The following is a 12,858-nucleotide window of genomic DNA, read 5'->3' as shown; positions in this document are numbered from 1 at the left end:
ACATATGGCCGCCGCGGCCGCTAATCTGTGCGCCAGTCCCCCGCCGACCGGCCGGATCCGGCCGTTGCGCACGGGACCGTCACAGGCCGGGGGACGGACGTGATGACTGCATCCGCAGAGCGGGGGCCGGAGCGCGGCAACGCGTCCGACGCTGCCGGAGCGGTGATCCTCGCCGCCTGCGCCGTCTGGTCCCTGATCAGCGCGGCGGGCCGGGAGACCCGGCCGGAGGGGGTGCTGCTTGCGCTTCTCGCCGTGGCGGCGGGTTTCGCCTGCGGGCGCATCTGCGGAACTCTGCTCCCGGTGGCCACCGCGACGGTCGCCGCTCTGGCCTCCCTCGTCATGGCGGTCATCTGGCGTCACGGCGTGCCCGGTGCCACGGCCACGATGGACACCGCGCCCGGATACACCGGCGCTGCGGCCGCTCTGCTGGTGCTCGCGGCCGGGGCGGCGTGCTGCGCCGCAGGCGCCACCCACCGGGAGTCCCTGCGGTTCACCCTGCGGATGATGGCCGTCGGAGCGGCGGGCCTCTCCCTCGGGCTCGGTTCGACGGCCGGGTGCGCGGCGGCCCTCGGGGTGCTCCTGTGCTCGCTGGCCTCGGCCAGGATGCACTGCCGCGTGCCCGCTCTCGCCGGGTTCGCGCTGGCCGCCGTGCTGGTGGCGGGCACCTCCTGGGCGGTGGCCGAGGACGTACTGCCCGACGGGCTGACCGTCTCCCTGGAGGGCCAGCTGACGACGAACCGGGTGCAGCTCTGGCAGGACGCGGCCCGGCTGGCCCGGGAGCACCCGGTGCGGGGCGTCGGCCCCGACCGCTACGCCGAGCTGAGCCCCACCGCGCAGCAGACGCTCCACTCCGACGGGAAGCCGCACTCGGCGCCGCTGCAACAGGCGGCCGAGCAGGGGGTGGTGGGGGTGCTGCTGCTGGGGGCCGCGTTCGGCTGGCTTCTGTACGCGCTGTGGCGCTCGCCGCGCGGCACACCGGTCGTCCTGACCGCAGCCGCCGCGCTCACGGCACTGGCGGCGCTGGCCGGTGTCGGCAACGCGCTGAGCTTCACGCCGGTGACGGCCGGGGCCGGTCTGCTCGCCGGGCTGGCATCCGCCAGGCGGCCGATCGGGGACGGCGGCGCGGCCCACGGCGTGGGTAGGGAGCGGGAGCCGCACGGCGGTCGGGACGGTGTGCCCGGACATGATCCGCAAGCGGACCGCGCCGGACTGTGAGACGGGCCGTGGTGCCCCAGGGGGCAGAATGCGGTTCTCCGGGCGGTCGCCGTGGGCGCGGCTGCTGCGCCTCAGGCTCCGGCGGGTGCGCCGGTGGCCGGCAGGTGCAGGCGCTCGCGGATGAACCTGACGCCCGCCTCCGCGTCGTCCACCGTGACCGTGAAGGTCCTGCCGTCGCCGAGCCGGAGCACCAGGCCCTCACCCCGTCGTACGACCACCGCGGTGCCCTGCTCGGGGCGCCAGCGGTAGCCCCAGCCGCCCCACTGGCGGGGTGTGACCCGGGGCGCGAAGTCCGCACCCACCACATGGGTGAGCAGGATCCGGCGGCGCGGCAGCCCCATGTGTCCGCAGCGCACTTCGAGCGCGTCACCGTCGACCCGGACCGCCACGTTCACGAACGCGAGCGTGCCGAAGAGCATCAGGAGGCCGGCCGCCATGCAGCCGACCACCGACATGAGCAGGGGGGCGATGCCGGAGGTCCAGGTGGAGCTGACGGCGAGCTGGATGCCGAGCGCCAGACAGGCGGCTCCGACAGCGGCGAGCACCCACTGGGTCCGGTTGGTGGCCCGGCCGGTCCAGACAGCCGTGTGGGAGCCGGAGCCGGTCTGCCTCGGTTCTCGGGGATGGTCCCTCATGCCAAGCAGCGTACTGAAGAAACCGCGCGACGGAACGGGTCCAACGACTCCCGTCGCGTCGCCGGGCGTCAGCGGGCGGGGCTGACCGCCGCGAGCCCGCGCCCCTCCGGATAGGCCAGAGCGCTCTCGGGCATGCCGGACACCCGGCCACCGAGGAGCACGACAAGCCCGGTGGCGGGTTCGGCCGACGGAGCGGCCACGGCCCCGATCCGGCGGAGCGCCTGGGCCGCGACGGCTCCGGCGGAGCCGTGCAGGGCCACGGCCGGCCGGCCGGGCTGCTGGACGGCGGCGCGGATGCGCTCGGCGACCAGCTCGTAGTGGGTGCAGCCCAGCACGAGGGTCTGTACGTCGGGCGGGGTGAGCGCGGCGGCCGCGGCGATTGCGCGGCCGATGGCTTCTTCGTCGGCGTACTCCACTGCGTCGGCGAGGCCGGGGCAGGGGACTTCGGTGATGACCGCGTCCCCGGCGAAATCTCTGATGAGCCGCCGCTGGTACGGACTGCCCGTGGTCGACGGAGTGGCCCAGATCGCGACACGGCCGCCGCCGGCCGCGGCCGGCTTGATCGCGGGGACCGTGCCGATGACCGGCAGTGCGGGTTCGAGCTCGGCCCGCAGCGCCGCCAGCGCGTGCACGGAGGCGGTGTTGCAGGCGACGATCAGCGCGTCGGGACGATGAGCGGCGGCCGCGCGCGCCACGGCGAGCGCATGCTGCGTCATGTCTTCGGGTGTGCGGGGTCCCCAGGGCATGCTGTCGGGGTCCGATGAGAGCACCAGATCGGCGTCGGGCCTCAGCCGGCGTACTGCGGCGGCGGCGGCGAGCAGGCCGATTCCGGAGTCCATGAGCGCGATCTTCACCCGGTCACCATAGTCGACGGCCCTTGCGGTCCCGGCTCAGTGGGGCAGACTTCGGCCAATGAGCGCCATTGTCTGGATCGCCCTGGGTTCGCTTGCCGCGTGGGTGTGGCTGCTGCTGGGGCAGGGCTTCTTCTGGCGGACCGGTCAGCGGCTGCCGGACCGGGTGGCCCCCGCGCACTGGCCGTCCGTCGCGATCGTCGTCCCCGCGCGTGACGAGGCCGACATGCTTCCGGTGAGCCTGCCGTCGCTGCTGGCGCAGGACTATCCGGGAGCGGCCGAGATTTTCCTGGTCGACGACTGCAGCCAGGACGGGACCGGGGATCTCGCCCGTGCGCTGTCCGTACGGCACGGAGGGCTGCCGGTGACCGTGGCGTCGCCCGGGGAGCCCGAGCCGGGCTGGACGGGCAAGCTCTGGGCCGTGCGGCACGGGATCGCGCTGGCACGGGCGAAGGACCCGGAGTACCTGCTGCTCACCGACGCCGACATCGCGCACGAGCCGGACAGTCTGCGGGAGCTGGTGGCGGCCGCCGGGTCGGGCGGATTCGATCTGGTGTCGCAGATGGCGCGGCTGCGGGTGGAGAGCGTCTGGGAACGGCTCGTCGTGCCGGCCTTCGTGTACTTCTTCTCGCAGCTCTACCCGTTCCGGTGGGTGAACCGGGCGGGAACGCGTACCGCGGCAGCCGCGGGCGGCTGCGTACTGCTGCGGACCGAGGCCGCTGCCCGGGCGAGGGTGCCGGAGTCGATCCGGCAGGCGGTGATCGATGACGTCTCGCTGGCCCGCGCGGTGCAGGACAGCGGCGGCCGGATCTGGCTGGGGCTCGCGGACCGGGTGGACAGTGTGCGGCCCTATCCGTGCCTGGCCGATCTGTGGCGGATGATCTCGCGGAGCGCGTACGCCCAGCTGCGGCACAGCCCGTTGCTGCTGCTCGGCACGGTGCTGGGGCTCGCGCTGGTCTACCTCGCGCCGCCCGTGACCCTCGCGGCCGGGCTGCTGTCCGGTAACGCGGCGGCGGCCTGGGCGGGCGGCGTCGCCTGGGCCGTGATGGCCGGCACGTACATGCCGATGCTGGGGTACTACCGGCAGTCCCTGTGGCCGGCGCCGCTCCTGCCGTTCACCGCGCTGCTGTACCTGCTGATGACGGTCGATTCGGCCGTGCAGCACTACCGCGGCCGCGGTGCGGCCTGGAAGGGGCGCACGTACGCCCGTCCCGAGGCCGCACCGGACCAGTGACCCGGCGGGTTCACTTGCGGCCGGGGGTCCAGTTCATTCCCCAGCCGTAGGCCTGGTCGATGGTGCGCTGCGGGCTCACTCCGCGCTGCGGCACGAGGTAGTGGGCCTCGCGCTGCACGGTGAGGTCTCCCCCGTTGTTGGTGATGAGCGCGAGTGCGCAGACCGTCGACGGGACGGTGCATTCGTCGAGCGAGAAGTCGATCGCGGCGCCGTGCTGGGGCTGAAGCGTCACGGTCGCGTGCAGATCGGCGAAACTCCGGGCGCCCTCGTAGATGGTGACGAAGATCAGGATCCGGCGGATCCTGGCCATCTGGTCGAGGTTGATGGTCAGGTTCTCGCCGGACTCGACCGCGCCGGTCCGGTCGTCCCCGTCGAGGTGGACATAGGGCGGCTGCTGAAGGGCCCCGAAGGCGTTTCCGAGCGCCTGCACCACTCCCTTGCGTCCGTCGGTGAGTTCGTACAGCGCGCAGAGGTCGAGATCGAGATCCGCGTGGTTGGCGACGGCCCTGCCGAGTTTGCTGCCCCACCCCTTGAACTGCTTGCGCACTTCCCAGTTGAGATTGACGCGCATGGATCCCGTGGTGCCGCCCTGTTTCGCCAGCGAGACCGACGGCGCTTCCTTGGTGAGGGTCACCTTGGAGAGCCGGACGGGCTGGGGAGCGGGCGGCGCGGGAGGTGCGGGAGGGGCCGGCGGTGTCACCGGTGCGGCGGCCGGCTGCGAGTACTGCGGCGGTGGCGGCACGGCGGCGACCCGGGTTGCCGGATTGGGCTGTTGGGGCTGCGGAGGCGTTGGCGGCTGCGGGGCCCTCTGCGGCTGCTGCGGTTCGTCGACGGAGATTCCGAAGTCCGTGGCCAGCCCTTCGAGGCCCGTCCCGTATCCCTGGCCCACCGCCCGGAACTTCCAGGAGCCCTGACGCCGGTAGAGCTCGCCGAGGATGAACGCGGTCTCCACCGTGGCGTCGGCGCTGTCGAACCGCGCCAGTTCGGAGCCGTTCGCCGCGTCCGTGATCCGTACGTACAGCCCGGTCACCCGGCCGAACGTGCCGCCGTCCGCCGAGGCGGCCAGCACGATGCGCTCGACGACAGGCTCAACCCGGGCGAGGTCGACGGCCAGGGTGTCGGTGGCCGCGCCGCCGTTGTTCCGCTTGCCCTCGTGGCGCACCGCGCCGGATGCGTGGGCCGGCTGGTTGTAGAAGACGAAGTCCGCGTCGCTGCGCACCTTTCCGGACGCAAGGAGAAGGAGCGCCGAGGCGTCCACGTCCGGGGTCCCCGGGGATGTGTTCCACCCCATTTCGACACGCACGGCCTGGGCCGCCACTGGAACATTGGTTCCTTTAAGCATGGTCATGCTCGCCCCCATCGCGAGTCCGGCTGCCGAGACCTTTCCCGGCCAACTTAATGCCCCTCCCACCGCAGAACCCACAGCGGCGCTGGAGAGGTCCACGCACCCGCCGGCATCCCTCCGTCAACTCGCTCTCTGCGCCGCTGGTGACCACCGTCACTGCGCGCGGCGCGGCATGTCGGGGTGGTACAGCGCCGGACCCTCGGCGCCGGGCGCTGTACCACCCGGCGCCAGGGCGCGCCGATGGGCGCGGACCGATGCGCGCGGAACTCCCTTCGCATGCGGCAGACGACGCGTGAAGCGTTTCAGATCAGGGGCTCGCTGGGCACCGAACGGAGCGCATACGCCGACGCGTTACGTGGATTTGACGCTGCCGCAACCGTTGACGCTGGTCACAGAAGCCGCCTAGGGTCCCATGAAACGTTTCATGCAATGACCCACCATGCCGCGAGTCGCACGGCACGGGAAGCGGCCTTGCCCCTCACGGTCCCTGCCGAAGACTGCAGCTTGCGAAAGGCTCCCCATGCTCCTGCGCAGCACCCGCGCCGCACACAGGAGAGCACCGGCACCCTTGTGTGCCGCCGCGCTCCTGACGATGGCGCTGCTCACCGGCAGCGCTCATCCCGCCGAGGCGGCCGGTGGGCTCCGCCTGCAGGCCGTCACCGTCGACGGACGTACCGATCCACTGGCTGTCGAGGCCGAACACCCGCTACTGGGGTGGAAGCTGGCCGGCGGCGAGCGCAATGCGACGCAATCCGCCTACCAGGTCCTGGTGGCGAGCAGCCCGGCCGAACTGGCACGCGGGCACGGCGGTGTGTGGGACAGCGGCAGGCGTCGTTCGAGCGAGTCGGTCGCCGTGGAGTACGGCGGCAAACCGCTTGCCCCGGGTGCGCGTTACTACTGGACGGTCCGCGTCTGGGACGGGCACGGCAGGCCGTCCCGGTGGAGCGCACCGGCACACTGGGACACCGCGCTGCGCACGGCCGCCGACTGGCACGGCGCGCAGTGGATCACCCCGTCCGCGGACAAGACGGAGGCTCCGCTGCTGCGCAAGGACTTCCGCCTGGCCGACAAGAAGGTCGCCGAGGCACGCGCCTATGTGGCCGGTCTCGGCTTCCACGAACTGCGTCTGAACGGCGCGAAGGTGGGCGACCACGTCCTTGCCCCGGCCAACACCCCTTATGAGCGGCGGGTGTTGTACGACACCTACGACGTGACCCGGCAGCTGCGGGGCGGCGCCAACTCGGTCGGGCTGTGGCTCGGGAACGGGTACGGCAAGAACTTCAGCCCGTACGGCTTTCGCTGGACCGGCAAGCGGCAGGCGGTCATGCTGCTCGACGTCACGTACACCGACGGCAGCCACAGCCGGCTGACGACCGATCCGACCTGGAAGTGGTCCACCGGTCCGATCACCGCCGACGACCTCTACGACGGCGAGTCCTACGATGCCCGAAAGGAGCAGCAGGGGTGGGACCGGCCCGGCTTCGACGACGGTGCGTGGCAGCCCACCACCGGCGCGGATGCCCCCGCGGGGGAACTGCGCGCGAGCACCATGCCCCCGGTCGAGGTGGCGGACACCCTGGATCCGGTGAAGGTGACCGAGCCCCGGCCGGGCACCTATGTCTACGACTTCGGGCAGAACATCGCCGGCTGGACCCGTCTGCGCACCGAGGGCGCCGCGGGCACCCGTGTCTCGTTGCGGACCGCGGAGGAACTCGGGGCCGACGGTCTGCTCGACACGGCGACCAACCGGGACGCCGCCGCCACGGACACCTTTACGCTCGCCGGCACGGGGAAGCCGGAGACGTACGAGCCGCGCTTCACCTACCACGGCTTCCGGTATCTGGAGGTCACCGGCTCCCCCGGGCGTCCGGCGAAGGGTGCCGTGCAGGCGCGTGTCGTGCACGCCGACGTGCCGTCGACCGGCAGCTTCAGCTCCTCAAGCGGCATGCTCAACAGCATCTGGCGCAACAACCGCTGGAGCATCATCAACAACTCCATGAGCACGCCCACGGATACCCCGGTCCGGGACGAGCGCACGCCGCCGGCCATGGACGTCCAGGCCTACGGGGACGCGGCCGTGCGTGAGTTCGGGATGGAGAGCTTCTACGCGAAGTACCTGCAGGACATGCCGCCGGGCACGGCCCTGCCCTCCGACGACGTCAAGGCGCAGTACCCGGACATGGCCGGCGGCCAGGTGGTCCTGGCATGGACGGTGTACGAGCAGTACGGCGACCGGGACGCGCTGGAGACGGCCTACCCGGACATGAAGCGATTCGTCGACCGCAACGCCACGGAGGCACCCGGGCTCATCTGGCCCGAGGACAAGGGCTTCGGTGACTGGTGCCCGCCCGACCACGGCCCCGAGTCCAACGACGGCATGGGCAGTCCCGATGCGGGCGACTGCACCAGCGAGGTGTCCCTGGTCAACACCGCCCTGTCGTACCGGCAGGCCGAGGTGACCGCACAGGCCGCCGAGGCACTGGGGCACACCGCGGACGCCCGCCGCTTCGAGGAGCTGACCGCTCGCATCAAGGAGGCGTTCAACACGCACTTCCTCAACGAGGCGGGCGACACCTACGGCAGCGGACGGCAGGTGACCAGCATCCTGCCGCTGGCCTTCAAAATGGTTCCCGCGGCGCGCGAGAAGGCCGTCGGCGACCAGCTGGTGCGGACCATCACGGTGAAGAACGACAGTCATCTGGACACCGGCATCTTCGGCACCCGCTACTTGGTGGACGCCCTGGACCGCATCGGCCGCACCGACCTCGCGATGACCATGCTCCAGCAACGCGACTACCCCGGTTTCGGCTTCCAGCTGGCGCACGGTGCCACGTCCAGCTGGGAGCAGTGGCTCTACGACTCCGCCATGGAAACGCACGACCACGCGATGTTCGCCGGGGTCAACACCTCGCTCTACACCGTTCTCGCGGGCATCAGGCCGGCGAAGGCCGGCTACGGCGAGATCACCGTCTCGCCCACGACACCCGCCTCCCTCGATCATGTCTCCGCCGCGCTGGAGACCGTGCGCGGGCGCGTCGCCAGCACGTGGAAGCGGTCCGGGGGGTCGCTGCGGCTGACGGTCACCATTCCGGCCAACAGCCGTGCGGTGGTGCACGTTCCGGTGACCGCGCGGCACGACCGGGTCGGCGCGCCGCAGGGCGCCGAGCGCACCCGGGGCACGGACCGGGCCGCCTACCGGGTCGGCTCGGGCGTGTGGACCTTCACCGTGCGCTGATCCGCGCGCTGATGTCCCCTGAGGGCCGCGCCGGTGCCCTCAGGGGACGACGGTGCTCACCGCCGGCCTGGGAGAGCATCGAACATCTCGGAGTGCTGACCCGGACGGTGCCGCCCGGGACGAGACGCCGGGGTACCGGTCGTCCCGGCAGCCGGGCCGGACCGGGACACGGCGCATCGACGGTTTGAAGCCGACCAGTTCGCAGAACGCGCGCAGGCACGCGCAGGGAGCAGCCGCCGTCGCTGCCGGGCACCACCGGGCCGAGCCCTGCGGAGACCGCGGCGGCCGATCCGGCGCTGGAGCCGCCGGGGTCAGTCCGGTGTTCCACGGATTACGGGTGGGCGGAAAGAGGGGATTGTGTCCGACCGGGCTGAGCCTGCGGTCGGCCACTGCGGTGACGATGTCGGTGGCCGGCAGGAAGGACAGCGTGTGGTGCAGGGCCCACGCTGCCGCCGGCCCGGACGCCCAGCCGCCGAGGTATGGCGCGCCCACGGCCCGTGGATCGTGCGGGACCGCCCGGCGTTCGGCCCGAACGTCGCCGCGGGACTGCAGTTGGCGAGCCGGGTGGGACGTGATCGCGAGGAGTCCGCCAGGGTTCACGCGGCAGCCGTCGCGCACTGGCTCGGCCGGCGTCTGGACGGGGCCCTGCCGGCGATCCCGCCACGCCGGCGCCCGCCCCGGCGTACGGCAGGGCGGGCGTCGGCGTGCGCGAGGCACTTCTCGGCCTGACGTGTCCGGCGGGCCTGGGCGGCCTGCCGGCCCTCACCGTCCCCGGTCCTCTCGCGGGCGGCCTGCCGGTGGGGCTCTGCCTGTTGGCCGCACCGGGCGGAGGCGAACAGCTCCTGGCGGCCGGCACTCTCGTGCAGGCCGCGTCGGCGGTTCCGCAGGCTCCCGCGTCTCAGGGGCGCACGGTGCAGAGCGCCAGCAGGCACAGGTTGAAGCCCTGTGTGTTGCTCGGACCGGCATTCCCGCCCGGAGTGGAGTCCCCGACCGAACACCGCGACAACAGACAGAGGTTGCCGCCCTGGACGCCGCGGTAGGCGAGGGGCGAGGCGACGGCGCTCCCGCGCGGCTGGTCCGCCCGTATGGAATTACCGCTCGGGACGGTCCGCCCGTGAGCGGTCGCCGCTCCTGCGCCGGCCGCCGACACGATCACCAGTACTCCTGCGGCTGCCAGGGTGACGCACCGGCGCGGGACACCTGCGGGGATATTCATGGACGCTCCAGAGATCTCATGAGCACTCGACTTCGACATGCGCTGTTCGGAGCCGCCGGCCGCCCGGCTTGGTCGATGGCTCGAATCCATCGATCATTCGCCTGTTATGCATATGTGAAGCGCAAACCCGAGCCTCTCGGCGCTGTGTCTCGCGTCACATCACCAATCCGGCACGTATGTGACTCCGAACGACTGATGTGACAGCCCATTTGGGGCGACGGTGACTTTCGGGAGGTGTGCGGCACGGTGCTGGTCCGTCAGAGGTCCGGTTCACAGGCGCGATGTGTGAATCTCCGTCAGCTCGGGGTGAGGGTGCGGTCGTGCGGTCATGAGCTGGTCGCTCGCCGCAGAACCGCCCGCCCGTACGGGCCGTCCCGTCCCTGACCCCGTCCTGCCACCCGGCGCTCCGCCGCGAGCCGTCCCTGCTCCGCAGGCCTTCCACAGAGGTGAGAACGCGTGACCGACGCACCGCACAACACGACTTCGCAGGACGTTCTGCCGCTGACAGCGGCTCAGCGGGGCATCTGGTTCGCGCAGCGCATCGACGCGGACAGTCCCGCGTACAACGTGGCCGAGTACGCGGATGTCCGGGGCGGTCTGGACCCGGCCGCCCTGCGGGCCGCCGTCGGCCGAGTGGTGGGCGGGAACGAGGCGCTGCGGGTGACGTTCGGCGAGCGCGACGGTGTTCCCTTCCAGCGGATCCACCGGGCGGACAGCAGCGGCCGGCCCCCGCTCGACGTCCCTCTGATCGATCTCTCCGGCTACCAGGACCCCCATGGCGAGGCGTTGCGACGGATGGACGCGGCGCTGCGCCGGCCCGTGGACGTCACCACCGGTCCGCTGGTACTGATGACGCTCTACCGCCTCTCCGGCACACATCACCTCTTCCACCAGCAAGTGCATCACCTCGCACTCGACGGTTACGGCGCCGCGCTGGCGCTCTCCCGGATCGCCGAGGCGTACACCGCTTCGGTCGCCACGCCCGGTGCGGACGGCGCACTCGCGGCGCTCGTCGACGAGGAGGACGCCTACCGCGCGTCCGGGCAGCACGCCGAGGACCGCGCCTTCTGGACGCGCTACCTTGCGGGCGCCCCCACTCCCGCCCGGCCCGCCGCCCGCCCCGTGCCGGGCGGCGGTTCACTGCGGGTGCGCAAGGAGCTGTCCCCCGCACAGGCTGACCGGCTGCGGGCGGCGGCCAGGGAGTCGGGAGTGGGATGGCCGACGTTCTTCATGGCCGCGCTGGCCGTCTACCTGCACCGCAGCCAGGGTGTCGGCGAGGTCGTCCTGGGCCTCCCGGTCACCGCCCGGCGCACACCACTGGCCCGTGCCACGCCCGGCATGCTCAGCTCCGTCCTGCCGATGCGGCTGGCACTCGCCCCGTCCGACCGGGTGGCCGACGTGGCGAAGCGGGCCTCCGCCGAGGCCCGCAAGGTGCTGCGGCACCAGCGCTACGCCGCGGAGGAGCTGCGGCACGACCTGGGACTCGCGGGTACGGATGTGCCGTTGAGCGGGCCCTCGGTCAACATCCTCGCCTTCGACGACAGCCTCCGCTTCGGCCCGCACCCGGCCACGCTGCACAATCTGTCCATCGGGCCGGTGGATGACCTGGCCGTCGCCGTGCACGCCTCCTATGCCGACGGCGGTCTCCACATCGATCTGCACGGGAACGCCGCCCGCTACACCCCCGAGGAGCTGGCGGGGCATCACCGGCGGCTGTGCCGGCTGATCGAGGACTTCGCCGACGAGCCGTCCCGCACGGTCGGTTCGCTGACCTTCCTCAGTGCCGCCGAGCGAGCGCTCATCCCGGGACTCGGCGCCGCACCGCACCCCACCGCACCGCCCGACGACGACACCGCGCTCCCCACCCTGCCCGAACAGCTCGCCCGGCAGGCCCGGATCTCCCCGGACCGCACCGCGGTCGTCGCCGGGAGCACCCGGCTGACCTTCGCGGAGCTGGACGGCCGGGTCGACGCGCTCGCCGGAGTGCTGTCCGCCGCCGGAGCCCGGCCCGGGGCCCGGATCGCCGTCGGGCTGCCCCGGACGACGGAACTCGTCGTGGCGATGCTGGCGGTGATGCGCGCGGGCGCCGCCTACCTGCCGCTCGACCCGTCATACCCGGCGGACCGGCTGGCCTTCATGATCGAGGACTCGGCTCCGGCCGCGCTGGTCGCGACCGCGGAACTGGCGTCCGTCATGGATCCCGCGCGATCGCTGCCGCTCGTGGATCCCGCTCTCGTCGAGCAGGAACCCGATGTGAGCCCACCGGTCAGCCCCGGCCCACGGGATGCCGCCTACGTCATCTACACCTCGGGTTCCACCGGCCGGCCCAAGGGCGTCGTCGTCGAGCACCGCTCGCTCGGCAACCTCCTCGGACACCACCGGCGGGAGTCGCACGCCCTGGCGGAGGAGACCTACGGCCGCAGGCTGCGCGTCGCCCTCACGGCGGCCACCTCCTTCGACGCGTCCTGGGACCCGGTGCTGTGGATGGCAGCGGGCCATGAGCTGCACATCGTCGCTGACTCCGTCAGGCGCGACCCGGAGGCGCTCGTCGAGTACCTCGTACGGGAACGGATCGACGCCATCGAGACGACACCCACCTATCTGCGCCAGATGCTCACCGCGGGTCTGCTCACGGCCCCTGAGCACCGGCCACGCGTCATCGCGCTCGGCGGCGAGCCCGTGGACGACGCGCTCTGGAAGGAACTCTCCGGCCGGGACGACCTTCTCGTCTTCAACTTCTACGGACCGACCGAGGCCACCGTCGACGCGGTGACGGCCCGTGTCGCGGGCGGGTCCCCGGTCATCGGACGGCCGGTCACCGGTGCCCGGGCCTATGTGCTCGATCCGTCGCTGCACCCGGTGCCGCGCGGCGGAACCGGTGAACTCTACCTCTCCGGCGAGGGCGTGGCCCGCGGCTACTCCGGCCGGCCCGGGCAGACCGCGGAACGCTTCATGCCGGACCCGTTCGGCTCCCCCGGCGACCGCATGTACCGCACCGGGGACCTCGCCCGGTGGGGCGACGGCGGAACGCTGGAGTTCCTCGGCCGCAGCGACCGCCAGATCAAGATCCGCGGCCGGCGTGTGGAAACCGGTGAGATCGAGTCGGCGCTGCGTGAGCTGCCGGGGG

General features: G+C 72.3%; 9 protein-coding genes. 4 read left to right on the top strand and 5 right to left on the bottom strand.

Annotation, left to right across the window (positions count from 1 at the left end; translation table 11 throughout):
* Positions 1-102 precede the first annotated feature (102 nt).
* Positions 103-1,215, top strand: coding sequence for an O-antigen ligase family protein (locus ACFVW8_RS15365; RefSeq protein WP_389690007.1), 1,113 nt, complete (start codon positions 103-105; stop codon positions 1,213-1,215).
* Positions 1,216-1,286: 71 nt separating this feature from the next.
* Here the strand turns inward: ACFVW8_RS15365 and ACFVW8_RS15360 are convergent, their stop codons facing one another.
* Both ACFVW8_RS15360 and ACFVW8_RS15355 read right to left on the bottom strand, forming a co-directional pair.
* Positions 1,287-1,850 carry a hypothetical protein gene (locus ACFVW8_RS15360; RefSeq protein ID WP_389690005.1) on the bottom strand — a complete coding sequence of 188 codons (564 nt, stop codon included), beginning with the start codon at positions 1,848-1,850 and terminating at the stop codon, positions 1,287-1,289.
* A gap of 68 nt (positions 1,851-1,918) precedes the next feature.
* On the bottom strand, positions 1,919-2,704 hold the full coding sequence (locus ACFVW8_RS15355) for a glutamate racemase (protein ID WP_389690003.1): 786 nt from the start codon (positions 2,702-2,704) through the stop codon (positions 1,919-1,921).
* Between the two features lie 58 nt (positions 2,705-2,762).
* On the opposite strand from ACFVW8_RS15355, the gene ACFVW8_RS15350 reads away from it, so the two are divergent.
* Positions 2,763-3,935: a glycosyltransferase gene (locus ACFVW8_RS15350; protein ID WP_389690001.1), complete on the top strand. Its 1,173-nt coding sequence runs from the start codon at positions 2,763-2,765 to the stop codon at positions 3,933-3,935.
* Positions 3,936-3,945: 10 nt separating this feature from the next.
* Here the strand turns inward: ACFVW8_RS15350 and ACFVW8_RS15345 are convergent, their stop codons facing one another.
* On the bottom strand, positions 3,946-5,295 hold the full coding sequence (locus ACFVW8_RS15345; RefSeq protein ID WP_389690080.1) for a TerD family protein: 1,350 nt from the start codon (positions 5,293-5,295) through the stop codon (positions 3,946-3,948).
* A 553-nt stretch (positions 5,296-5,848) separates the two neighbouring features.
* On the opposite strand from ACFVW8_RS15345, the gene ACFVW8_RS15340 reads away from it, so the two are divergent.
* Positions 5,849-8,515: a family 78 glycoside hydrolase catalytic domain gene (locus ACFVW8_RS15340; protein WP_389689999.1), complete on the top strand. Its 2,667-nt coding sequence runs from the start codon at positions 5,849-5,851 to the stop codon at positions 8,513-8,515.
* Here the strand turns inward: ACFVW8_RS15340 and ACFVW8_RS15335 are convergent.
* Together ACFVW8_RS15335 and ACFVW8_RS15330 are read right to left on the bottom strand one after the other, a co-directional pair.
* The gene (locus tag ACFVW8_RS15335; RefSeq protein WP_389689997.1) at positions 8,502-8,843 is read right to left on the bottom strand and encodes an amidase family protein; all 342 of its coding nucleotides are present in this window, start codon (positions 8,841-8,843) and stop codon (positions 8,502-8,504) included. The genes ACFVW8_RS15340 and ACFVW8_RS15335 overlap by 14 nt on opposite strands.
* Positions 8,844-9,413: 570 nt before the next feature.
* Complete coding sequence (locus tag ACFVW8_RS15330; protein WP_389689995.1) at positions 9,414-9,731, bottom strand: hypothetical protein; 318 nt, start codon at positions 9,729-9,731, stop codon at positions 9,414-9,416.
* A 456-nt stretch (positions 9,732-10,187) separates the two neighbouring features.
* Here ACFVW8_RS15330 and ACFVW8_RS15325 point away from each other — a divergent pair.
* On the top strand, positions 10,188-12,858 hold a 2,671-nt coding region (locus ACFVW8_RS15325; protein ID WP_389689993.1), incomplete at its 3' end, for an amino acid adenylation domain-containing protein.

It is taken from the genome of Streptomyces sp. NPDC058221 (assembly GCF_042882365.1).
In the GTDB taxonomy this organism is placed as follows: domain Bacteria; phylum Actinomycetota; class Actinomycetes; order Streptomycetales; family Streptomycetaceae; genus Streptomyces.
The sequence above is the reverse complement of the archived record's forward strand: the minus strand, read 5'-3'. Positions and strand labels throughout refer to the sequence as shown.